Origin of the sequence: Psychrosphaera aquimarina (assembly GCF_032461525.1) — a bacterium.
Lineage (GTDB): Bacteria > Pseudomonadota > Gammaproteobacteria > Enterobacterales > Alteromonadaceae > Psychrosphaera > Psychrosphaera aquimarina.
Map to the genome: position 1 here is coordinate 364,170 of NZ_JAWCUA010000003.1, position 24,679 is coordinate 388,848.

The 24,679-nt window shown below is 37.1% G+C and carries 21 protein-coding genes and 1 pseudogene; 11 read left to right on the top strand and 11 right to left on the bottom strand.

Annotation, left to right across the window (positions count from 1 at the left end):
- The first annotated feature begins 32 nt into the window (after positions 1 to 32).
- Positions 33 to 1,229 (top strand): glycine C-acetyltransferase, encoded by a 1,197-nt coding sequence (locus tag RT723_RS04870; protein WP_315946089.1) that lies wholly within the window; start codon positions 33 to 35, stop codon positions 1,227 to 1,229.
- Positions 1,230 to 1,236: 7 nt separating this feature from the next.
- On the top strand, positions 1,237 to 2,262 hold the full coding sequence (gene tdh, locus RT723_RS04875; RefSeq protein WP_315946307.1) for an L-threonine 3-dehydrogenase: 1,026 nt from the start codon (positions 1,237 to 1,239) through the stop codon (positions 2,260 to 2,262).
- Between the two features lie 121 nt (positions 2,263 to 2,383).
- Here the strand turns inward: tdh and RT723_RS04880 are convergent, their stop codons facing one another.
- Positions 2,384 to 4,444: a glycoside hydrolase family 97 protein gene (locus tag RT723_RS04880; protein ID WP_315946090.1), complete on the bottom strand. Its 2,061-nt coding sequence runs from the start codon at positions 4,442 to 4,444 to the stop codon at positions 2,384 to 2,386.
- Between the two features lie 192 nt (positions 4,445 to 4,636).
- Between RT723_RS04880 and RT723_RS04885 the strand changes: the two genes are divergently transcribed.
- On the top strand, positions 4,637 to 5,341 hold the full coding sequence (locus RT723_RS04885; protein ID WP_315946308.1) for a DNA alkylation repair protein: 705 nt from the start codon (positions 4,637 to 4,639) through the stop codon (positions 5,339 to 5,341).
- 98 nt (positions 5,342 to 5,439) lie between these two features.
- Here the strand turns inward: RT723_RS04885 and RT723_RS04890 are convergent, their stop codons facing one another.
- Complete coding sequence (locus RT723_RS04890) at positions 5,440 to 5,868, bottom strand: organic hydroperoxide resistance protein (RefSeq protein ID WP_216055308.1); 429 nt, start codon at positions 5,866 to 5,868, stop codon at positions 5,440 to 5,442.
- 164 nt (positions 5,869 to 6,032) lie between these two features.
- On the opposite strand from RT723_RS04890, the gene RT723_RS04895 reads away from it, so the two are divergent.
- The gene (locus tag RT723_RS04895) at positions 6,033 to 6,461 is read left to right on the top strand and encodes a MarR family winged helix-turn-helix transcriptional regulator (protein ID WP_216055307.1); all 429 of its coding nucleotides are present in this window, start codon (positions 6,033 to 6,035) and stop codon (positions 6,459 to 6,461) included.
- Between the two features lie 55 nt (positions 6,462 to 6,516).
- The gene (locus RT723_RS04900; protein WP_315946091.1) at positions 6,517 to 7,341 is read left to right on the top strand and encodes an alpha/beta hydrolase; all 825 of its coding nucleotides are present in this window, start codon (positions 6,517 to 6,519) and stop codon (positions 7,339 to 7,341) included.
- A 14-nt stretch (positions 7,342 to 7,355) separates the two neighbouring features.
- On the opposite strand, the gene RT723_RS04905 is transcribed toward RT723_RS04900, so the two are convergent.
- From RT723_RS04905 to yegD, 3 genes are read right to left on the bottom strand one after another with little or no spacing between them, the layout of a single operon-like run.
- On the bottom strand, positions 7,356 to 8,027 hold the full coding sequence (locus RT723_RS04905; RefSeq protein WP_315946092.1) for an RluA family pseudouridine synthase: 672 nt from the start codon (positions 8,025 to 8,027) through the stop codon (positions 7,356 to 7,358).
- Between the two features lie 2 nt (positions 8,028 to 8,029).
- Entirely contained in the window at positions 8,030 to 8,560 is a 531-nt protein-coding gene (locus RT723_RS04910; RefSeq protein ID WP_216055304.1) for a YgjP-like metallopeptidase domain-containing protein, read from the bottom strand.
- A 43-nt stretch (positions 8,561 to 8,603) separates the two neighbouring features.
- The gene (yegD, locus tag RT723_RS04915; RefSeq protein ID WP_315946093.1) at positions 8,604 to 9,962 is read right to left on the bottom strand and encodes a molecular chaperone; all 1,359 of its coding nucleotides are present in this window, start codon (positions 9,960 to 9,962) and stop codon (positions 8,604 to 8,606) included.
- Between the two features lie 172 nt (positions 9,963 to 10,134).
- Between yegD and RT723_RS04920 the strand changes: the two genes are divergently transcribed.
- Both RT723_RS04920 and RT723_RS04925 read left to right on the top strand, forming a co-directional pair.
- Positions 10,135 to 10,902 carry a substrate-binding periplasmic protein gene (locus RT723_RS04920; RefSeq protein WP_315946094.1) on the top strand — a complete coding sequence of 256 codons (768 nt, stop codon included), beginning with the start codon at positions 10,135 to 10,137 and terminating at the stop codon, positions 10,900 to 10,902.
- A 7-nt stretch (positions 10,903 to 10,909) separates the two neighbouring features.
- On the top strand, positions 10,910 to 11,536 hold the full coding sequence (locus RT723_RS04925; RefSeq protein WP_315946095.1) for a hypothetical protein: 627 nt from the start codon (positions 10,910 to 10,912) through the stop codon (positions 11,534 to 11,536).
- Between the two features lie 356 nt (positions 11,537 to 11,892).
- On the opposite strand, the gene RT723_RS04930 is transcribed toward RT723_RS04925, so the two are convergent.
- The 5 genes from RT723_RS04930 to RT723_RS04950 all read right to left on the bottom strand — a co-directional run bounded on the left by RT723_RS04930 (position 11,893) and on the right by RT723_RS04950 (position 19,114).
- Complete coding sequence (locus RT723_RS04930) at positions 11,893 to 13,233, bottom strand: Do family serine endopeptidase (protein WP_315946096.1); 1,341 nt, start codon at positions 13,231 to 13,233, stop codon at positions 11,893 to 11,895.
- Positions 13,217 to 13,735, bottom strand: coding sequence for a hypothetical protein (locus RT723_RS04935; RefSeq protein WP_315946097.1), 519 nt, complete (start codon positions 13,733 to 13,735; stop codon positions 13,217 to 13,219). Before RT723_RS04935 ends, RT723_RS04930 begins: the two co-directional genes overlap by 17 nt.
- Positions 13,725 to 14,264, bottom strand: a complete 540-nt coding sequence (locus tag RT723_RS04940; RefSeq protein WP_315946098.1) for an RNA polymerase sigma factor — start codon at positions 14,262 to 14,264, stop codon at positions 13,725 to 13,727. The genes RT723_RS04935 and RT723_RS04940 overlap by 11 nt, the downstream gene beginning before the upstream one ends.
- Before the next feature lie 191 nt (positions 14,265 to 14,455).
- Entirely contained in the window at positions 14,456 to 15,997 is a 1,542-nt protein-coding gene (locus RT723_RS04945) for an EAL domain-containing protein (protein WP_315946099.1), read from the bottom strand.
- A gap of 264 nt (positions 15,998 to 16,261) precedes the next feature.
- On the bottom strand, positions 16,262 to 19,114 hold the full coding sequence (locus tag RT723_RS04950) for a M16 family metallopeptidase (protein WP_315946100.1): 2,853 nt from the start codon (positions 19,112 to 19,114) through the stop codon (positions 16,262 to 16,264).
- Positions 19,115 to 19,379: 265 nt separating this feature from the next.
- Between RT723_RS04950 and RT723_RS04955 the strand changes: the two genes are divergently transcribed.
- From RT723_RS04955 to RT723_RS04970, 4 genes and pseudogenes are all read left to right on the top strand, one after another.
- Complete coding sequence (locus RT723_RS04955) at positions 19,380 to 20,417, top strand: sensor histidine kinase (RefSeq protein ID WP_315946101.1); 1,038 nt, start codon at positions 19,380 to 19,382, stop codon at positions 20,415 to 20,417.
- The gene (locus tag RT723_RS04960; RefSeq protein WP_315946102.1) at positions 20,404 to 21,090 is read left to right on the top strand and encodes a response regulator transcription factor; all 687 of its coding nucleotides are present in this window, start codon (positions 20,404 to 20,406) and stop codon (positions 21,088 to 21,090) included. Before RT723_RS04955 ends, RT723_RS04960 begins: the two co-directional genes overlap by 14 nt.
- A 100-nt stretch (positions 21,091 to 21,190) precedes the next feature.
- Positions 21,191 to 21,844 carry a potassium channel family protein gene (locus tag RT723_RS04965; protein WP_315946103.1) on the top strand — a complete coding sequence of 218 codons (654 nt, stop codon included), beginning with the start codon at positions 21,191 to 21,193 and terminating at the stop codon, positions 21,842 to 21,844.
- 5 nt (positions 21,845 to 21,849) lie between these two features.
- A pseudogene (locus RT723_RS04970) lies at positions 21,850 to 23,212 on the top strand (TrkH family potassium uptake protein).
- Positions 23,213 to 23,680: 468 nt separating this feature from the next.
- Here the strand turns inward: RT723_RS04970 and RT723_RS18020 are convergent.
- Complete coding sequence (locus RT723_RS18020) at positions 23,681 to 24,370, bottom strand: methyltransferase domain-containing protein (RefSeq protein ID WP_346432569.1); 690 nt, start codon at positions 24,368 to 24,370, stop codon at positions 23,681 to 23,683.
- Between the last annotated feature and the right edge of the window lie 309 nt (positions 24,371 to 24,679).

Sequence of the window (24,679 nt, forward strand, 5' to 3'; positions counted from 1 at the left end):
TGAACAATTAACTCAAATTGGAGTGATCTTATATGCGCGCAGCTGGTTTTTTTAAACACCTTCAACAAGAAATTGAACAAGTTAAGCTTGATGGTTTGTATAAATCTGAACGTATTATTACGTCACAACAAAAAGCCAATATTGATGTTAATGGCGAACAAGTTTTAAACTTTTGTGCTAACAACTACTTAGGCCTAGCAAACCACCCAGACTTAATTAAAGCAGCGCAAGAAGGATTAGATGCTCATGGCTTTGGTGTGGCATCGGTTCGTTTTATTTGTGGTACTCAAGATATTCATAAAACTTTAGAAAATAAGATCAGTGAATTTTTACAAACCGAAGACACAATTTTATATGGCTCGTGTTTTGATGCTAACGGCGGTTTATTTGAAACGATTCTAGGTGCCGAAGACGCCATTATTTCTGACTCGTTAAATCATGCTTCTATCATTGATGGTGTACGTTTATCAAAAACAAAACGTTACCGTTATGCCAATAACGACATGGCGGATTTAGAAAAACAATTACAACAAGCCGTCGCCGATGGCGCACGTTTTAAGTTAATTGCCACTGACGGCGTGTTCTCAATGGACGGCGTTATTTGTGATTTAAAAACCGTTTGTGATTTGGCTGATAAATACGATGCCTTAGTTATGGTAGATGATTCGCACGCGGTTGGTTTTGTTGGTGAAAACGGTCGTGGTACGCCTGAATACTGTGGCGTTATGGATCGTGTTGATATCATCACGGGCACATTAGGTAAAGCCTTAGGCGGTGCTTCTGGTGGTTATACAACGGGTAAAAAAGAAGTGGTTGAATGGTTACGCCAACGTTCACGCCCTTATTTATTCTCTAACTCTGTTGCACCTTCAATTGTTACCGCATCGATTAAAGTATTAGAAATGTTAGCAACGGGTTCTGAGCAGCGCGACCAACTTTGGTCAAACGCGGCTTACTTCCGTGAGCAAATGGAAGCCGCTGGATTTACTTTAGCTGGTAAAGATCATGCCATTATTCCAGTAATGTTAGGTGACGCGCAATTAGCGTCGGATATGGCTGACAAAATGTTACAGGAAGGTATTTATGTGGTTGGTTTTAGTTTCCCAGTTGTACCTAAAGGCCAAGCTCGTATACGCACACAAATATCCGCAGCACATACAAAAGAACAACTTGATAAAGCCATTTCAGCCTTTATCAAAGTAGGTAAAGAATTAAAGGTGATCAAATAACATGACGATGAAAGCATTATCCAAGACGAAATCGGAAAAAGGTATTTGGATGACTCAGGCTGAAAAGCCGGTAATGGGTCACAATGACTTATTAATTAAAATCCGTAAAACCGCTATTTGCGGTACAGATATGCATATATATAACTGGGATGATTGGGCAAAAGCCACCATTCCAGTGCCTATGGTTGTTGGTCATGAATACGTTGGTGAAGTGGTAGATATGGGCCAAGAAGTTCGTGGTTTTAGCGTTGGCGACCGTGTGTCTGGCGAAGGTCATATTACTTGTGGTCATTGCCGTAACTGCCGCGCAGGTCGTGTGCATTTATGCCGAAATACTGTGGGTGTGGGTGTTAACCGTGAAGGTTCTTTTGCTGAGTATTTGGTTATTCCAGCATTTAACGCCTTTAAAATCCCTGACAATATTTCTGATGAACTAGCGTCAATTTTTGACCCGTTTGGTAATGCGGTACACACTGCTTTGTCTTTTGATTTAGTGGGCGAAGATGTATTAATTACCGGAGCTGGCCCAATAGGTATTATGGCTGCTGCCGTAGCTAAACATGTTGGCGCACGTCATGTAGTAATTACTGATGTAAACCCGTACCGTTTAGAGTTAGCCAAAAAAATGGGTGCAACACGCGCCGTCGACGTATCGAAACAAAAACTAAAAGATGTAATGAACGAGTTAGGCATGACCGAAGGGTTTGATGTCGGCTTAGAAATGTCTGGCGTTCCTATGGCCTTTAACGACATGTTAAACAACATGAACAATGGCGGTAAAATTGCCATGTTAGGTATTCCGCCGTCTGATATGGCGGTGGACTGGAACCAAGTGATCTTTAAAGGTTTGGTGATCAAAGGTATTTATGGCCGTGAAATGTTTGAAACTTGGTATAAGATGGCAAGTCTGATTCAATCTGGCTTAGATATATCACCTATCATTACTCACCGATTCCCAATTGATCAGTTCCAACAGGGCTTTGAAACTATGGGTTCTGGTTTGTCTGGGAAGGTTATCCTGAACTGGGATTAATACTTAACCCTGTATTCCAATAAAATAAAACGCCAGTTAATGATTGCTCAGTAACTGGCGTTTTTTATTGTTTAGTTTTTTATTGTTTAATAATGGTTTATTTAGCGAGTTAAACTAAAACTTATAACGCTTTAAAACGAATGGCCGTTCCGCCTGAGCTTGCTAATTTTAAGGTTAATTTATCTGTCGAGCTAACCACTTTCTTCTCAATAACATAATCGTATGGATTATGTTTCCACTCGGCTTTGTCACCATCACGGTAAATTTGCGCTTCGTATTTTTTATCTGTATCTAAAAAGGTTAAGTCAATATCTAAGCTGCGAGCGTCGTTATTGGTAATTGCACCTAAGAACCAATCATCTCCTGAGTAACGTTCTGTTGCACGGGCTTTACGAGCAAAAACCACAAAGTCACCAACTTCGCCAGCTAAGGCAATAGACTCTTCCCAGTCTGTGGGTACATCAACAATAAATTGGAACGCGTCTAATTTAGCTTCGTAGTTTTCAGGTAAATCTGCAGCCATTTGAATTGGGCTATACAACACAACATAAGACGCTAATTGTTTTGCTAACGTCGTTTGTGGTCGATTAGTTTTATCACCCAACCCATTAAAGCTCATATCAAAAATACCCGGCGTAAAATCCATTGGGCCTGATAACATACGAGTAAATGCTAAAGTAGGCATATGTTCTGGAGGGTTTGGCGGAGTTCCCCATGCGTTAAACTCTTGTCCTCTCGCGCCTTCTCTAGCAATCCAATTGGGATAGGTTCTACGTAAACCGGTATCTTTAACGGGTTCATGAGTATTAATGCTGATCTTACGTTTAGCGGCTTCGGTAATATTATACAGGTATTCATTAACCATAAACTGACCATCATGCCACTCTTTACGCACAATTCCGTTTTTGTCTATTCTTTTAATATTGCCGCCGTCAGCAACATAACCGGTTTTGATTTGCTCAACGTCAAGTTCTGCATATAAGTCCAGTGCACCTTGCATCTGCTCTCGGTAGTTGGTCACATTGCCTGATGTTTCATGATGACCAATTAACTTAACGCCTTTTTCTGCACCGTATTGGGTTAATTGCTTAATATCAAAATCGTCATAATTTTCTGTAAAACTAAATACATCACCATTAAAGAACCAGTCACCGTCCCAGCCAATATTCCAACCTTCTACTAACACACCATCAAAGCCGTACTTAGCAGCAAAATCCATAAAATGTTTGGTGTTGTCAGTTGTGGCACCGTGTTTATCTCCGCTACCCCAGGTTGATTTATTAACGTGCATTTCCCACCAAATCCCTACGTATTTACCAGGATTAACCCAAGACACGTCACCTAATTTATTAGGCTCATTAAGGTTTAAAATTAAGTCTGAGTTTAATAATCCTTTGGCATCTTTTGATACTTGAATCGTACGCCAAGGAGAGGTGAAATCCGTTTGGGTTTTTACCGCAATGCCATCGTACCAAGGGGTTAAATCAGCAACATAACGACCTGGACGACGTTGATTTAAGGTCATAGCCGCATAATCAACCAGTGCAGCTTCATGAATGCTTAAATGAATGCCAGTATCCGTTTTAAAAGTAACTGGCGTATGAACGTGTTGTGCTTGGTAAACGGGAGTTTCGTTATAAACATATTCATAACGATTCCAGCCCCTTGCTGGGATCCACCATGCGGTGGTTTTATCGGCATTGTTAAGTGCAAACTCGGTGCTTTCTTTTACAATCTCGACTTGTTCATAACCTGATTGTTTTGGGACTTCGTACCTAAAACCAAACCCATCATCAAATACTCGTATACGTACAGAATATGTCCCCGCTGAATCTTTATTGCCAGCGATTAATTCTGAGTTATGCAGTTCCACCAATAATTCATTATATTTGTCTGTAACTACTCGGCGTTCGCCCCAAGGTAACTCCCAACTTGTGTCGTTGCTGCCTTTAGTTGTATTAACAATCTTAAAACCATCAGTAAACGCCGCTTGCTGTTTAAATACTAAGCCTAAAGCTGATGGCTCGATGATCTGTTCCACGCCAAATGAAGCAGAGTATTGAGGTTGATTGTTATCATCGCTGATAGAAACTTTTAATTTTCCATTTGGGGACGTCACTTGCAGGGTTTGTGCATGGGCGATGAAGGAACAGCTGATCAATAGTAGTAAAATGATTTTCATATTTTATTGGTATCGCTAGTTATTATAATTAGTATGGCTTTAGCATAATCGCCGAGGACTTATTTCTAAATATACAAAGCCGAGTTACATACGTATTCAAACCCTAGTTAATGAAACGATAACAAAGGGTTTAGTTAATATTAAAGGAATCTGAATGACAACCAGCCAGCAAATACTTAACCAATTATCTGAATTAGCAGACGCGACAATAGCGGAACATTCCAGCCGTTTTTTAAGTCGGGTGTTGGTGAATATGGTGAAGGCGATAAGTTTTGGGGTATACGAGTGCCCGCTTTACGACAAATAGCCAAACAGAACGTGGCGACACCGTTGGATGAAATAGTGACATTGTTGTACCACGATCATCACGAAACACGTTTATTAGCTGTGTTTATGCTGGTGCAAATATATGAGAAAAACAAAAAATCTCCAGACATTCAACAACAAGTATTTGACCTGTATTTAATACATTCAAAGCAATTTAATAATTGGGATTTAGTGGACAGTTCAGCTCATAAAATTTGCGGCCCGCACTTATATAATCAAAAGAAAGTGAATCAAGAGATAGATAAACAAGATCGTTCAATACTGTACACATACGCAAAGTCAGACAACCTTTGGCAACGCAGAATAGCCATGATGACTACGTATTATTTTATTAAACGTGACGATTACCAAGATGCTTTTGCCTTGGCTAAAATTTTATTAAATGATCAACATGATTTAATTCATAAAATTGTGGGCTGGATGTTAAGAGAAGTAGGTAATAGAAACTTAATGGCAGAACGTGAGTTTTTAAATCAACATTATCAAGTTATGCCAAGAACCATGTTGCGTTACGCAATAGAAAAGTTTGATAAACCGCTTAGGCATCAGTATTTAAAAGGGCTGATTTAACATAAAAAGTTATCAGGTAAAGTTGTCTAAAACCTAATAACCATTTCAAAATGTTAAGGTAGCGGTATAAATTGTAATAACGCTACCTATCACTGCCATTAAATAAGTGATAACTCAACAGCAATATTGCCACGTGTTGCATTTGAATATGGGCATACTTGGTGTGCCGCATCAACTAACGCTTGCGCTTGTGTTTTGTCTAGATCACCAAGTGATACAGCTAATTTAACTGCGATACCAAAACCACCTTCAATTGCGCCAATTGACACTTCTGAGTTGATGTAGGTTTCTTTTGGAAGTGCAACTTTAGCTTGGCCAGATACAAATTGCAGCGCACCAATAAAACAGGCCGCATAACCAGCAGCAAATAATTGCTCTGGGTTTGTCCCTTGACCGTCATCACCGCCTAGCCCTTTTGGCGTAGATAAGTTTACTTGTAAACGACCATCATCACTTTTAGCCGTACCAGTACGGCCGCCAGTTGCAGTTGCTTTTGCTGTATATGCGACTTCTTTTAATAAATTCATATTGTTCTCCAGAAACGTGTTTTATATAAAATGACTTCGATAAATAAGTGAATATTTACTTTGCGTGCAAAATAATAACCTGCTATTTCAAACATTGCAAATGTTTTGTATGCAAATTATAATCCGTCCATAAATCGCAATCTATTCATCCGAAGGTGCACGTTATGGAATACCCACAACTTAAATTAGACAATCAAATTTGCCATCGACTATATATGGCCTCCAATCGGATTATTAGAAATTACCGTGACCCGCTGATTCAATTGGATTTAACTTATCCGCAATACATAGTGATGATGGCGTTATGGGAAAAAGATGGAATCACCATCGCTGACTTGTTAGAAAAAACAGCTATTGATGGTGGCGCTATGACGCAAATTCTCAAAAAGATGACAGACAAATCATTGCTTTCAATTGTCAAAGATGAAAACGACAAACGTAAACGCATCATCAAGCTTGAAACACATGGTTCTGAGTTACGCCATCAAGCGGCGGCGATTCCAGATAAAATTAGATGTTCATTTTCACATATGACAGATCAAGAAGCACAACAATTGATCGCTTTACTGGATAAGGTTAATCAGGAGCCTTAGAGACAGCTAACCTAGATTAACGTCCTCGTTAAAAATACATGCAAAGGAAATTTCATTGAAGTTATTAACTTTTTTTACTTGTCTATTATTTTGCTCTTTAGCTTATGCAAATGATGGATTTGAAATACCTAGAAGTAAAACTGTTGAATTAATTGAGCCTTCAAGCAATAGAGTTTATCCAATATTTATAAAAATACCTCGGTCGTATAAATCAAATCACGATAAAAAATACCCAGTCATATACTTAACCGACGCCTTATATAGCTTTCAAATTGCGTCGGGAGTTACCCGTTTTACAATGAACAGTGGCGCAATGAAAGAAGCCATTATTGTTGGAGTGTCTTATTCAAAAGATTCTCAAGGCGCATCCAGTCGAGTTAGAGATTACACAACGAGTAAAGCCGAAAGTTGGAAACTAGAAACCGGTAATGCGCAAGGACATGCTCAATTTATTCGCGAAATCGTATTTCCTTACATTGATGAAAACTACAGAACAACGCCGTTGGAACGGACTTTAGTTGGTCATTCTCTTGGAGGTTTATTTGGTGCTTATGTTTTATTTAAACATCCAGATATGTTTAGCAGTTATATATTGGGTAGCCCATCCGTTTGGTTTAATAACTATAACGTATTGACCATCAATGGAATTAAATCCAGTACACAGATTAAAGTTTATTTATCTGTTGGTAGTCTAGAAAAGCCTGAATTTGGTGAGAGGGAAAACATGATTGCAGGAGCTAGACAGCTAGCAAATAAAATTAAAGCACAATCAGGAGGAAATACAGCTCTCAAATTCAATGTTATTGATGGTGCAAAACATGTTACTGCCTTCCCAACAACTTTGATCCAAGGATTAGACTGGATTTACGGCAACAATTAACGAGGTTTGCAACTTCAAAAACTCGCTGGTAATTTAACATCCATAACTTCATTGGTTATTGGGTGAGTAAATACTAACCGACTTGCATGTAACATGAGTCTATCGGCTTTAAAAAATGATTGTTCCAAGTCATATAAATCACAACCAATAATTGGGTGGCCTATTTCTCGGCTATGAATTCTCAGTTGGTGGGTTCTGCCTGTGACAGGTTTAAATTCAACTTTAGTGGTGTTGTTTTCACTGTTGTAACTTACAACCTGATATTGGCTGGTGGCTTGTTTTCCTGTTTGCTCGCATACTTTTTGCAGCGGAAAGTTATCCACATCTTTGATAACAGGGATATTGATTTCTCCTGTTTCTGTTAGCAACTTGCCATCTAATACTGCTTCATAATATTTAGTGACATTACGTTGACTAAATTGCTCACAAATTTTTTTGTTTATTTCCTTGTTCAGCGCCACCACCATTAAGCCGGAAGTGCCAAAATCAAGCCTGTGCACCATTAATGCCGTAGGGAAATGCTGCACCAAACGCCAATGCACAGAATCTTTATTAAGTGGATGTTTGCCGGACAAGCTTAATAAGCCTGACGGTTTATTAATGATCAGCAATGATTCATCTTGATAAACAATAGCTATTTGATCTGTGCACTTGGGAACAATAAAAGGGTCGGCTTGTGGTTGCATGATCAGATATCTTGCTTTGGTAAGGTGATGTTTCCGGCACTCGCGTTATATTCCAGCAAGGTTAAATATACTCGGGTATCAAATTCTATTTGGTGATATTCAGGCAACATGTGGCAACACAGTTTATAAAATGCCTTGTTATGGTCTAACTCTTTCACATGTGCCAGTTCATGCACCACTATCATGCGTAAAAACGCTTCTGGTGCGTCTTTGAAGATAGAGCTGACTCTCAACTCGTTTTTACTTTTGAGTTTGTTACCTTGTACTCTGGAGACATAAGTGTGAGTGCCTAGTGCGTTTTTCACTACATGTAGCTTGTTATCAAACTGGATTTTATTTATCGGTGCCGACTTTTTAAGATACTGGTTTTTAATCTCCATTACATAATCACGCAATTGTTTGTCGTTATTACAATGATGTTTATCTGGATATTTTGCATCAAGGTAGGTTTGCACTTTACCTTGTTGCAACATACCTTGAATTTGCTCCACCAATGACGGTGAATAGTGATTTAAGTATGGTAATCCAGACATAGTGTCGTTTATCTTCTTTTTATTTATAAGTGCTCAAGAGGACTTAAGCAAATATACGTTGTGACCAACGGGTTAATCCAGAGGTAACACTACCAAAATGGTCACCAATGACGACAGGTATATTATTAAATTGCTGCTGCAGGAATTGGTTAATCACAGGCGATTTTGCCGTGCCCCCAGTTACAAAAATAACATCTGGCTGACATTCTGCTAACTCAACCGCTTCTCGCATTAACTGAGCAATATTGTTTAATTGATTTTCACTGGCTTGTAAAAACAATTCACGGTCAACCGACTGTGCAAGTCCCGCATCTAAATAACTTAAATCAACTAAGAATTGGTGGTTATCTGTCAGATTTATTTTGGCTTGTTCTGCACTGTTAACTAATTGATAACTTAACTTTTGTTCATACACTTTTAATAAACGCGCTAATAACTCAGGTTGTTTGGAATCGCGTTTTAGCTGGGCTAAAAAGCGGCCATTTTTAGCGTTATAAAACTCGGTTTGCGCGTTAACATCATTAATGGCAACGGCTTCGTGATAACTATTAACCGGCATAGGTTTGTCGGTTAATAACTGACTGGTCATGCCCAAGTTAGGCATGATGCCTTTTAATGCCAACTGAATATCGAAGTCGTTACCACCAATACGTTTACCGCTGTGGCTTAATAGTTCAGCACTACGGTCTAACTTATTAATAAAAGACGGGCCCATTAACAGCATAGAGCAATCCGTGGTACCACCACCAATATCCACCACGAGCACACGAGTTTCTTCAGTCAATTTGGCTTCATAATCAAAACCAGCGGCCACAGGCTCAAATTGAAATTCAACATCTTGATAACCTACGTGTTTAGCCGCATTGGTTAATACCTGAATAGCTTGTTTATTACTTTCTTCGCTGTTGCGGCCTTGGAAGTTTATTGGACGACCAATCACCACTTGCGTCACTTCTCTTTGCAATTCGTTTTCGGTGAGTTGTTTAACATGGGCCATCATCGAGGCAACGATATGCTCAAAAAAAGCAATTTGTGGTGCTAGCAAGCCATTAGTGCCCAAAAATGATTTTGGAGATTTGATGTAATAACCTTCACTTGGATCGTCCAAGTATCGAGAAAGCGCTTCTTTACCAAAAGACAAATGTTCGGCAATGCCGTCATAGCGTAAATCTTCTAACGCTTCTTGGCCTTTTGATAATTGGTATTGTCTAAGGGCTGTGAATTTTGCTTTATGTGGTTCATTAATATTTTTTTGCAGCCAGTTAACAATTACATCACGACTAGGAGAATATAAAGATGACGCCATAAATCGGCCATGTTCACCCAAATTGAGTAACTTAGGTTGGTCTTTTTCCATAATACCAACGGCACAATTTGAAGTGCCATAGTCAAAACCGATCATAAATAGTATCCAATCTTAAATTCAAGAGCTAAAAAGGTCGCGTAGGATACTGACGTTAGTGGTGTCCTGGCAAGCCAATAATGGTTAAGGATAAAAACTATTTCACTTTGAGATTGTATAATTACCACTTCGCATATACCTTTTAAGTACCTCAATTATTTATATGAGAGATATGAACATTAAATTTATCTTATTATTGCCTCTAGTGTTCATCGCATTTTCTGCGCATTGCAAGCAAAAAATCACGGTAGTATTTGGTGACACTCTTGCGCCGTGGGTCATTCCATCTAACCACAGTGGTATCATAATGGACATTATGAAAGCTGCGTTAGAGCCAGAGGGATATCAAATCGATCCTTATTATTACCCATATGCCAGAAGAATAAATTCATACCGGAATGGGTTAGTTGATGTTTCCATTGATATGAATGCCAACACAATGGAGGCGGAGGGATTAACGGGCTATTTTTCAGGATCAGTTTATCAATATCAAAATTATTTAATTTCACTTTCTGACAATCAATTTCAATTTAAGACGTTGCAAGATGTCGGCACTCATAGCTTAATTAGTTGGCAAGGGGCGTTGCAGCATTTAGGTGAAGAATATAAAAATGTAATGGCAAAGAATCCTAATTACACGGAAACGCACGACCAAGCATTACAAGTTAAGATGATATTTTTAAAACGCTATGAAGTGGCGCAAATGGATATTCAAATATTTAAATATCATCGGAACCAAATTCAAAATGAAGGTATCATTAATACCAAAGCTAAAGTCGACCTTTTCCCTGTACTAGGTGCAAGTCCTAATGGTTTTTTATTTAAAGATGAAAGGTTAAGAGATGTGTTTGTCGAGCGTATAAAACAATTAAAATCCAGTGGTGAATTCCAACAGATTTTTGATAAATACACTGTAGAGTCAACACAACCAATCCAATAAAGAATTTATGAATTTAGAAAAGTTACAAATCGCGCAACAAGATTTTTTACGTGTTTACCCTCAGGGGTTCCAAGACCCTAAAATGGCTGAGTTAGCAAAAAAACATCAAGTCGACAAAATGACGGATTTTGTTTTGGACGTATTTTCACGTGATCAATTTAATATACCTGAACGCATATTAGAAAATTGGACTAAAGCGATTAGTCGCTCGTCTATGGTGTCTATGTTTGAAAAACCAAAATTTAAAAATATGTTGCACGATTTATCAGCTCATGAAAAAGATTTGATGATCAATGGTTTATACGAATTATTACATGGTGACGCTGAAGTGGGTTTTAACGCCCAGTTAGATATTTTAAAACAATATAAATTGGCAAAATGGTCATTAATATCCGCTGTACCTGCTTATTTTAAACCACAGCAAGAAGTGTTTATAAAACCTACGACCGCCAAAGGTGTGATCAAATATTTTGAATTACCTAACTTAATCTACCAGCCGACACCGAGTTGGGACTTTTATTGTGAATATCGCAAACAGATATTAGCTTTGATGAATTTTGTTGATAAACAACTAGCCCCTAATACCGCGGCATTTTGTGGTTTTTTAATGATGAGTTTACCGAATAAAGGCTAATGTAAATTTCAAACGTGGCATGAAAAAAGGCCGACACGTTCGTATCGGCCTTATCACTCAATCTAACAATAACTAATCATATTCTTTTTGTCCTGTTTTGTTCTGGCTTGTAGTCGAACTTCAGTTGTTATTGTTGCTATTATTGTTATTTTTAAATTTACGATTTTGATCAGAGATTTTTTGTAATTCCATACTTCTCGTATTTATCGCCCGGCCTTCTGCTCTGACCGCGTCATTAAGTTTGGAGAAATGAAACGAGTTATCATAAAATTCTACCGGTAATTCGCTCTTAACTTTATTGTGACTTGCAGTGGCAAATAACGCGTTTTGTTTATTTATTATTAAGTTAAACCCGACTAACTTGCGTGGATTAAAAGACGACGATAGTATTTTTCTTGACCTTGGCGTACCACGACAACCTTATATTCTTCACCCGTTTTTAATTTAATTAATCCATCTTGTAGGTTTTTATGATTGCCTGCTATTTCAATAGAGTTGAAGCTAGATATTATATCACCCGATTGTAACCCAACCTTAGCAGCTTGACTTAACGGACTAATACTCTTAACGACAATTCCCATTTCCCCATTATTATTTAACCTAATCTTTTGGTAGGTCATACCATAAATGTAATCGTCTACCGTTTTTCTGGTTAATTTTTTATGTAATATCGTTCTGTCATTATTATCTAATGACTCTAGCTCTAACGTAAGTTGGCTGAGTCGATACATCAATTCGTCCGATAGTGGCGATTGATTGAACACGTTTGGCGCTTGGTCAAATCGATTATTGTTAAAGTAATAACTTATTTCAGAAAGGTAATTGGGAATTAATTCCCCTGACAATGTTAATGGTTGGTTATCTCTCAGAATTGCCATGACTCCCTCTTTTTGTCCTGTGGATAAATAGCTATTTAAGTTATCAAGGGGGGTAACCTCGTTAGTTACTTCACTTTCTCCTAACTGAACAATTTTATCGCCCGCTCTTAGCCCAAATTTTTCCGCCACCGAAGCGGGAGAAACCGCAAGAATTGTCAATGAAGTTGGGTTTTGAGAAAATTGATTATCTAAAATAGCGCCAAACTTTAAATTTTGATGAGATGGAATTAAGTTGTTTAATGACATACCTGAAGATAATTGAAATTCATAAATGTCATTCATTAAAGTCCGTAACCGATACTCTAACCCGTTCCCAATTGATTCATTATATTCAATCGGTTCAGAGGTTAATTTTGTAAAATCTAAATCACATTGAGCGTCTGAACTATTAACAATGTGCATTTCTGCTTTTAAATTATTTGCGCTTGGACTCATGACCACTTTTTTTCCATCCTCAATAAACACCTTAAATTGTTTATATTCCGGAATGGTCATTTTTTTTGTTTTTCCGTTTGTGATGCCCGTTAATCGTTGTAATTTAAGATATCGATAATCTTTATTCCGCCACTGGAGCGCTGAAATGGTATGCCAGCCTGGTGTGATTAGGTAGTTAACATTTCCTTCCGCAATTTGGTAAATATCATCACGTTCTGAGATATTTAAATTATTGTCGGATAATATCTCGTAAATATATTCATCACCGTCAATATTGGTTTTGTTAAGTTGCAATATGGAACAATTATCACTGATTGCGTTAAAACTAAAAGTCAGTAAAACGATAGCGAAAGTAGTAATCGGTTTATTAAATGGTGTACGCATTATCTTGTCCTTTTTTAATTTCAATGAGCTTGACTAATACCAGTCTTCGTTTGTTCAAGATTTCTAATTTATGTTCGGCGTCATTGACGTCGTTCAGATCGTTTTCCAATTGCCTTAACTCTAAATTGAGACTGTCAAAGTACAGGTTCTGGCTAGACAACAGACTTAACTCGGCTTCTAATTGTTGATTTTTATTTAACACTAACTCTAATTGCTGGGTTAAGTTATAGGAGTTCCAGCTTAAATAGGTAAATGCACATATAAAAAATGAAGCGGCTATCGCTAAGTAGCTTTTCGCAAAAAATCGATGTTTTTGTCTGGGTAATATCGGTTCAATGTTTTCCCAAATATCAGCAGGCACTTCAGCGGTATCTTCCGTTTTGGCTTCTATGTATAAGTCGTTTAGGAAATGGAAATGTTCATAACATTCAGAACATGTTTTAAGGTGTTTTATTTCGGATCCTGATAACTCAGGAGTAAACCTATCAAAGTTAATATGCATAATTTTTTACCTTAACGTGAGTTTTAATACGCATTAAGCTTCGAGAAACGGTGGATTTAGAGAAACTTATACTTTTATCAAATAATGTTGCAATCTCTTGGTGGCTGTATTGTTCGACAATATATAGCCATATGATGAGTCGTTCCGTTTCATTTAATATGGAAAGTAATAATTCAAATAACTGAGTATCCGCTAAAGCTGATTCATGTATTGGCGAATCTTGAATGCAATCTTCAACCTCTATGTCATTTTGATTTATATAATCTTTACGTTTAACGGCATTATAAAAATTATTAAATGCGATTCTTTTTATCCAAGACTTAAAGTTGCTACCAATTTTGTAACTTTTCAGATTCTGAAAGGCATCAATAAATGTGTCTTGTAATAAATCTTTAGCGAGGTCTTCGTTCTTACTAATCTTCAGTAGAAGGTGATAGAGAACAGGCGATAATATTTGATAACAAATCTTAAAGGCATCTCGTTCGCCGGCCTTCATCCTTATCGCGATGTCTTCATCCCATTGGTTCAAAATGACGTCCTTATTTGTGAGTAGGTATTAATATAACAATTCAATGTTAGAAAAGGTCGCAATTAATATTTTGATATGGATTTTAGATTAAGCGTGTTTTAAAGAAGAATAGAATAAATGTTTTCAATAACTCGCTCCAAACACCGCCGAGATTTTTGGGGTATTTAATGGATGTGCTTGCCTACTCTAAGTTAGCTCAGATTAAAGTCGCTATTGTCAGCAAGGTAATGCTTAAATTTTCTAATAGATAGTGCTTTTGAGTAGTGCCAACCTTGAGCCAAAGTGATGTCCATTTTTAGCAGTTCCTCTACTTGCAAGATATTTTCAACCCCTTCTGCCACTATTTCAGCGTGCAATTTATTAGCTATAGAAACGATATTAGGAATTAATGTGGACCGAATTGCGCCAGTCTCAACTTCATCGATAAACGATTTATCTATCTTTAACGTATGAATTGGGAACGATTGTAGTTGTGACATATTTGAGTAACCAGTACCAAAATCATCGATAGAAATGTTCACCCCAGCTACAACGAGTTTGTTTAATATCTCCTGAGCTTTGGCAAAGTCTAATTCTTCGTCCTCTGTAATTTCAAACGTAAATTCAATATTGCTCGGTGTATCTTTAATTAAATCTAATATCTTTAGCACCTGACCATTATTTATATCTTTTGGAAATATATTGATTGAAAGGTAAATGGGGTTATCTGCCAGCTCTAACCCTTTTAAATCATGGATTGCTTGTGTGACAAGTAACTCAGTCATTTGCCACGAGGCACCCAGTTCAGAGACAATTGGGATAAAGGTATCAGGATACAAAATACCTTTTGAGTCTTTAAAGCGGGCTAACATTTCGCAACCGACCGCCTTTCCACTTTTTAAGTCAACGATAGGTTGGTAAAACGGTTTGAATTTGTGCTTTTCTAGCCCTTTTTGGATCCGTCTTTTATCGCTATTCATGTATCGGTCAATATAATCATAAACATGCAAAGCGGTGACACCTGACAGAATTAAAATAAACATTAGGACTAATGTAAAAGGGACTTTTTGATATTCGGTAAAGTTATCTTGTTGTATGGCGACACATATGAATCTTTGTTCACCGCAAAACTCTAATTTATGACTGAGCAGCCCTACCTGAACATTATTACGATTATTGTGAGTTTCATTTTTGTAGATATCGTCGTGACCATATAAGTGCTTGGGTTGATCATTGATTAACGCAACTATTTCATAGTTGGTGAATTCGTGATGTTTAACCAATAACGTGTTAAATGATAACACCACGTTATATCGTCCACTTTTGATAACGACACCTTCAACAGTGCCATCGAACGTTTTTAATTTATGGCCGAACCAAAATTCATGCCCGTCTATTTTTTTATCAAATTGACCTTCAGAAATTGGTATCTCTAATTCACCAACACCGGTTGTACATATAATCTTGTTACCATCAAAAAAACCAATGTCTTTTATATCGTTTGCTTCAAATTGCAACTTGCGCATGGTTAACAAATTTAAAGTGGAACATTCCGTAAAGCTATTTCGATTTAACCTTGCTAGCGCTGAATAGGCTTGATTGGCTCCGTCATTTAAGTCGTTTATTATTCGTTGACTGTGATTGCTCATTTGAACAATAAGGGTTTGGGAGTAGATAAAAAAGATTAAAAATACGCTAATTATTATGCCGATAAAAAATGCGGCTGATTTTTTTAATAGCGTAGATAATGGCATTTAATCTTCTTGATGTTATTGGCTTTTATGTGTGTATTTTAGTCGGAATAATAGACATTTGTCTAACGTTAACAACAGTTTGTTACCATTTGATACCTTTTCTCTCAATTACGCACCAATAACATGCAAAAAGGCCAGCAATGCTGACCTTTCATTTATGACTCTCAAGCTTTATTGCCTTAAAACCTTAAAACCTTATAGCTTTAAAGCCTTCAAGCCTTCAAGCCCTATAGCCTTCAAGCCTTACCGTTTATTTAAGCTAATTTACTCAAACACAGCGTCAATAGCTAATAACTCAATATTGTTAGCTGGTATTGCTAATTTATAATCTTGAATTATCGCGTCTTCATCGGTTAACGCTTTTGGCTTTTCTGAATTGTACAATAACGGTGAGGTTTGTTCTTGGCTTAAACGTTTCACCATATCTTCACCGTCTCCAGTAATGAATACATAATGCATGTTATCGCTTTGTAAGTTCTCTGCGATAACACGATTTACATCTTCTAACGTTAATTGATTTAGCTGGTTTGTCACATACGCACCAAACTCACCAATGCCGTAAAATTCACTGTCCAGAGCGTAACCAAGTTGTTTGTCTTGGCTTGCTACTAACTGCGGGACATAGTTAATTAAGAAGTTACGAGTTGCTTCAAAGTCTTCTTCACTTAATCCATTTTTAATCAATTGGTCTAGTTCATATAACGCAACACGAGTGGCAAAATGGGCATCATTGTTTGAACGTAATGGACGGATCCAAATTTGGAATATCTGTTCGCTACGGCCTAAGTTTGCGCTCGGTTTCGTTCTAAACATGCCACTTGGAAAGTATTCAATGTATGAATAATCACCATAGTTCATGCCACGTACTTCACGAATACGCTTAAACAAATGCGCATTACTGCTTCTGTGTTCACCAAAGTAAGAACGGACTAACCACAATGCAGCCCAATCTTTATCACTTCTTGTTGTTTCAATAGGGAAACCAAAACTAACGGCAGTTGATTGCGCTGATTTTTCAATAACCGTAGCGTGGCGACCTGTTAATGTTGGAGCATCCGCAATGGTTAAACGAGTTGAATCGCCTACGTTTAACTTTGTTAAGTCCGCTAACATCGTCGCTTTAACGTCTTCTGGTAACGCACCCGAAATACCCACATTTAAGTTGGACTGAGTAAATTGTGCAGCATAAAACTGTTTTACGTCATCAAGGGTAATTGACTCAAGATCGGATAAATCACCGTAGTTATAAGTGCCGTAAACATGTCCTTGGTACAGTTGTTCATATAACACTTCTTTGCCTAATTCTTCGTCATTAGACGCTTTAAGGCCTGAGGTAATTCCGTCAATCTGTTCTTTCTTAAGACGTTTAAAGTCGTCTTCTCTCCAACCTGGATTTAACAATTGTTCACTTACTATGTCATACCAAACGGATACTTTGTCTTTGTGTACTCGACCTTTAAATGAGACCATTTCTTTGTCGACCTGCACACCAAAACTACCTGCGATTGGGTATAACGCCGCTTTGATCTCTTTATAAGAACGAGACACACTACCGCCATTCGCAACCATGTTGGCTGTTAATGCGGCTAAGCCTTTTTTACCTTCAGGATCGGCAGCTGCGCCAGTATAGAATAATAGGTTAATATCGATTAGCGGTGAGCTGCTTGATTTGTCTAAAACAGTGTAAACACCTGCCGCTTTAGGTTTTGACAATTCTGCAACAGCACTTTCTAAACTTACTTCTTGCTCAAACCCATCTACGTTGTCTAATGCAGACATGGTGACTGTGGTGCGAGCTGAATCAATAAAGTACTTGTTGGCGATGTTACGTATATCTTCCGCCGTTACTTTATCTAACGAAGCATAAAGTTGGTTTAATAATTCTGGGTCACGCTCAAAGTGCATATAACTTGCTAAGGTATCAGCAATAGATTTTGACGAATCTAACCCTTTCGCAAAGCTGTATTTTAGGTTTGATTTAAGATCAGCTAGTTTTTTAGCGTCTACCAACTCCACTCTTGCTTTAGCGTAAGTATTGTTAATCGCGTCACGAACGACTGCTAAATTTTCTTGTTTATCAACCTTAATAAATACGTGTAATAATCCAGGATCTTTTGTTTCTGGATTGTAAGTAAACATTTGGCTAGCCAGTTGTTTATCCACAACTAATTCTTGGTATATATCTGAATTACTAGAAAAATATAGCTGAGAAATTAAGTCTAAAGCAGCTCTGTCTTTTTGCTCTGGTTCAAACGCAGTGCCCTTGTAAGAAACTAATAACCAATGCCCTGGTAAACCTTCACTTACTTTATGTGCATATAACGCTTTGTCTTGTTTAGGTTCAGCTGGAACGGAAGAAACGTAATCGCCTTTTTTCCACATGCCCCAGTATTTTTTAACTAGCGCTAAGGTTTCATCGGCGTTTACATCACCTGTGATGATCAAAGACACGTATTCTGGTTTATAAAAACGCTCAAAGAATAATTGGCCATATTCCATTTGATCTGGCATCGCTTCAATATCTTCAAAAAAGCCCATTGTGGTGTGGCTATAAGTATGAGTATCAAACGCAGTATCTCTTACTGTAGATAATAATTGGCGAACAGGGCTGGCATTATTTTTTAAATATTCGCCTTTAACCGTTAATGCTTCAGTGCGGAACTCCGCTTCTGTGTAACTTAGGTTTTGAAAGATATCAGCTTGGATCTCTAATACTTTTTCTAAATGTTGCTTAGAAAAGTTTAGGTTATAGTTGGTGTAGTCATTGGTGGTATAAGCACGGTTATCCACACCTGAATTTTTGTAGATGTCACTGTAAACATCTTGTGGAAATTTTTCAGACCCTTTGAAGACCATATGTTCAAAGAAATGAGCAAAACCGGTTTTACCCGCTTCAACTTCATCACGAGAACCAACCGAAACCGGAATTTGTAATGACACAACATCTGGATAATCTGTTGGCACTATCATGACTTTTAAGCCATTTGGTAAGGTTTCTAAAACATAATCTTGCGAGAATATTTTATCTTCACTTTTGGTTGTTTGGGTATCTTGGCCAGAGCAGCCCGCTAACGTTAATAAAAACGCTACCCCCGTGGTTAATAATCGAAATTTCATCTGAGTTCCTTGGATTTTTATAATGTTTGGTTTTAGTACGTCTGCAAAAACAGTTAAGCTAAAAACGTTTAGCCGATTGTGCCTATAACAGAATGATATGGCGACTTTTTACGACCAATTAACGGAATTTATATATTAATAAGCAGTAATTATATCTATACGGAGATCTAGTTTGTTGGTTTTATATTTTACGTAAATTTTACACCCTCATGTATTCAATTGCCGTTAGAATAATCACAAATAGATAAACCAGCAGCACCACTAAATGCTCAATAAAGTTCTTACCCAAAAACGTTATATATATGCCTTTTCTATATGCACTGTGCTTTTGTTTTCATTACTTGCATATATACTTTCACTAATGTTCTTACCTAAAACAGGCATCTTGATAATTCTTCAATTAGCCGTTGTTGTAGTTTCGTTATCCACCAATAGAACAGCCACTATTATTGCCGATATTTTAGGTGCACTAAACTTTAACTACCTTTTTACTAGCCCAGTTTATTCATTTCAAATGAACAGCGCAGAAGACATTATTAATACAATTACTTTTATTGTGGTCTCTTCGTTAACAAGTGAATTCTCAATAAGATATAGGAATAAAAGTGAGGCCCTAGAGCAAGCTGAAATCCGTTCTAATATTTTACTATCAGTGTCCCACGATCTAAGAACCCCTTTAGCTAACATCATAGGATCACTAAGTACCCATAATGAATATAAGGAAAAAATAAGTCATGCAGAGCAGCAAAGGCTAATTAACAGTGCGATAGATGAAAGCCATCGATTGCACAATTATGTGGAAAATATTCTTCAATTAACTCGAATTAAAAACAACACATACAACTACTTATTTGTCCCTCAATCAATTTGGCAGGTGATCAAAAAAGTTGAAGATAGATTTTCAGATCCAAGATTATCCATTCACAAAGGAGAGTGTTTGAAAGATGTATTGATACAGACATCATTAATTGAGCAAGCCATTTATAACATTGTAGATAATGCACTAAAATACTCACCAAGCGAGTCAAAAGTAACTATTGCTGTAAGAAGCGATAATCACTTCACTTACATATGTATAACAGATAACGGTCCAGGCATTGCGCAACAAAAACTACAGCATATTTTTGATCTGTTTTATTCCAGTAGAAAAGGGGATTCAGGTCAAGGAGGCTCTGGTATTGGCCTAACCGTTTCTAAAGGTATCGTTGAGGCACACAATGGCGATATTTCAGCACAGTCCACAGATCAAGGCTGTATTTTTGAAATTAAATTGCCAGTAGGAGAGCCTAATGCACAAAACTAAAATTTTGGTTATCGATGACGAACCTAAAATTCGTGACTTTATCTCTATATCGTTATCAGCCGAAGGATTTCAATTTATTGGTGCAAATGATGCTGATACTGGGTTGTCGTTATTTAGATCTGAGCATCCTAATCTCATAATTTTAGATTTAGGTTTGCCTGATATGGATGGCCGCAGAGTTTTAAAAAAAGTAAGAGAAAGCAGTAAAATCCCAGTTTTAATATTAACGGCAAGGGATCAAGATACAGAAAAAGAACGGTTACTTGGTTCCGGCGCCAATGATTATTTAAGTAAACCTTTTAGTATCAAGGAACTTATCGCACGAATTAAAGTATTACTTCGTGATATCAATTATGAACCAATACCTGCTGAGTTATACTTTAACAACTTGGTTATAAAAACTCTTGAACCGGTCGTATTTATAACAGAAACACTTATTCATTTAACTAAAAAAGAACATCAATTACTGCTGATGCTTGCTATTACTCCCTATACTTTGGTTAATCAAAAAAGGTTACTGATTGATATTTGGGGACCTACCCATGAAAAAGACAATCATTACCTTCGAGTCCTCGTCACTCAACTGAGAAAAAAGCTCAATGACAACGCGGATGATCCCAAATACATCTTCACCGAACCAGGGATAGGTTATCGATTTATCGCAAAAAGGTGAGTTTTTATTGAATATAAACCGACAAATAAAACTCAAAAAATCAAATGAAAGTGACGTTTTTATTAGTTCTTTTTAAAAGAGACAATACAGGATTTAGGCGATGGCACATTTTACAGTTATAGGTTTAGGTAGTTTTGGCATTTCAGCTTGCTTAGAACTAATTCATTTGGGGCACACTGTAACCGGTATCGATAGTGATTCAAAAGTTGCTGAAATGTATGCAGAACAATTAAATCAAGTGGTGATCTGCGACTGTACCGATGAAAGTGCACTCAAAGAACTTGATTTAATAAATAGTGACACGGTATTAGTCGCAATAGGTGAAGATATGCAATCCAGCATATTATGTACACTGTGTTTGAAAAATATAGGTGTAAAAAATATTTGGGTCAAAGCAAATACAAAAGCACACCATACTATTATCTCCAAACTTGGTGTATCCAAAATAATACACCCAGAAGAAGAAATGGGGATCAGGGTAGCTCAAGCGTTGAATTACCCAATGGTGCATGATTATATCACTTTGGGTGACGGGTTTTATGTGGTAGAAATTCATATTAAAAATCACTTACACAATTACTCAATTTCAAAACTACTCGGTCACACTCGAAACTCGATAGAACCATTAATGGTTAAGCGCGATAAACAAAACTTAACCCACATAGGGCTAGATTTTTCATTAGAGGCTAACGATACCTTACTATTATGTGGTAAACGTGCGGCGCTCAAAAACATAGCACCAAGTCTGTTATAGTCATTATGATTTTATGGCAACCCACTCATCAGCATATAGTTAGAAAAAAATAGCGAACAAAAGAATTAATGCTGCTCCACCATTTGTACTTGCAGGCAGTTTTGCAATATTAATTGTTATTGGTACTTTATTGTTAATGCTGCCGATATCAACGTCTTCACCTATTAGTTGGGAACAGAGTTTATTTACTGCAACTTCTGCGGTAACAGTTACAGGTTTGGCTGTAGTTGATACGGGTGGTGTATTTACTACTTTTGGTCAAACCATTATCGCCATTTTAATTCAGTGTGGTGGCATTGGGTTAATGACTTTCGCTGTTGTTACTCTAATTGCCCTTGGTGGTAAAATTGGCTTTCTACAAAGAGTTATTGCTAAAGAAGCATTTAACCATACAGACACATCAACCTTATTTAGTGTTGCCAAATCAGTTATTTATTTTTCGTTCATGGTTGAGTTTATTGGCTTCTTAATTTTATCGCTCTATTGGAGAGGTGAACTAGGTTGGGAAACTGCCTTGTTTCATGGTTTTTTTATACTATTAGTGCGTTTAATAATGCCGGGTTTGCATTATCTCCTGACAGTTTAATGCCATACGTTGGCGATCCTATTGTTAATTTAACTATTACAAGTTTATTCATCGCAGGCGGACTTGGTTTTACGATATGGCAAGACGCACTAAAATCTAGATCTTGGGAGAGACTGTCACCTTATAGTAAGACCATGATTTTAGGTACTATAATTATCAATGTCATTGCTATATTAGCGGTTTATGGGATTGAATATAATAACCCAAATACATTACAGCCCCTCTCTGAGTCTGGGAAATGGCTAGCGGCTTGGTTTCAAGCGGTAACACCAAGAACCGCTGGGTTTAATACGTTACCAATAGAACAATTAGAAGATGCAACAACCGCATTAATGTTGTTACTAATGTTTATTGGTGGTGGCTCTCTGAGTACTGCAAGTGGAATCAAAGTAGTCACATTTATTGTGTTAATTTTAGCAACTTACAGTTACTTACGTAGAGATAAAGCGATAACGCTTTTTAATCGGGAAATAGAAAAAACAACGGTTTATAAAGCACTTGCCCTGACAATGATCTCGGTTGGCATGACTTGGATTTCGATTTTTTTCTTACTTTTAAGCGAAGATGCCCCTTTTCTGGATGTTGTGTTTGAAGCCGTTTCAGCGTTGGGCACGGTTGGACTATCAAGAGGATTGACCACATCACTATCTGGGGCTGGCGAGTTTATAATAATTTTACTAATGTTTGTTGGGCGTTTAGGACCGTTAACACTGGCATACTTTTTAGCTAGCCCTAGAACGAAACGTCTTAGATACCCAACAACGCAATTAACGATTGGTTAATAGTTTATTAGATGACAAATGAAGACAATTATACGCTGCAAGCCGCATTCTTAATGCCTGTTTCGAGGGTCGATTATTGATTATAAATAGAGACATTTAAAGGCACCTATATACTCGCCACGCTAGATAAAGCTGAAGTTTATTAGAGGACTTATAAAACCTTATTGTTGAGTGTATTTGAGAGGGTAAGCAGAAATTTTTATGAAGATATTGTGTTACTGTTTCGTGGCGTTATCCGGATATTTTACCAATATGTGTAGGTGTCAATAAATGAGAATAATTCCACCCAACATTCATTTTGATACGATAGCGGACATTAACATAAATAGATTTCTGAGCTGTTTTTAGTGTTAATTAAACGTTGAGCTAGCTTCATTTTGACAGACAAATAAGCCACCATAGAGGTCATTAGTAACAGTACCTTTAATACTGACTTTGCCAAAAGCTGTTATTAAATTGCGCAATTAATCACTTTATCGCAACAACAAATTGTAGGCTATTACGTTGTTCGTGAGAATCAGAGTTGATGAAGGCTAAAAACTCTCGTTCAAATTCACAATATTCACTATCTAGAAGCCGCTTAAGAAGAACTAATCTGCTTAACCTCGCTCTCCAAATTGCAACCACTTCCTCTTTAGCACAGCCATTAAAGTTCAGTTCAACATCATGAACATTTTCATCACAATGAATCACTTTAAACCCCGATTTATTAAGTAGTGGTTTGAGCTTGGCTCCAAAGTTAAAGTCATATACACCTGACTTACACGACTCTAATTCAAAATTTCTAACTTTTTCGTAAAACTTACTCTGTTTATTCATATTGCCAGAAATAAAGCATGAAACATCTAATAGTGCAATCCAGCTACCTTTATCCATTTTCATATAAACCTTGTCTAAATATGGCTTTGGATCGGCTAAGTAAGACAGAGAAAAACTTCCCAATAAACCAGTTAAACAGGGCAATTTACTGAAGTCTAAATCTAAAAAATTTGAACAGATATATTGTTCATTAGATGATTTGTTTTCATCACAAAATTGAATGAAATCAGGGTTAAGGTCAATTCCCGTTACATGAGATACTTTATTAGCGAGTAGGTGTGATACGTTTCCAACTGAACATCCTAAATCTAAAACTATATCTGTTTCTTTAATAGGTATTAAATCTAGGTAAGATTCCCAATTTCGCCAGTTTGATGTTTTTTATATTCTTCGATTAAATTTATTTTTTATTATTTTAACTACTTTTCTCATGCAACCAGAGGTTGAAATTTATCACAAAACATTTGGAGCCAATAATATTTTTGGATTCCGTTGTTGAATCTTATGAGTCGTTTACTTTAATGTCTTTAATTTTATCACCTGTGGCAAGTGCACCTTCAACGTCTTGAACAAGTAACCAAGGCGAATAGTTTTCACGTTCACCAATCCCATCCCGCTTTTGAGGTGACGTGAATAATCATTTTAACT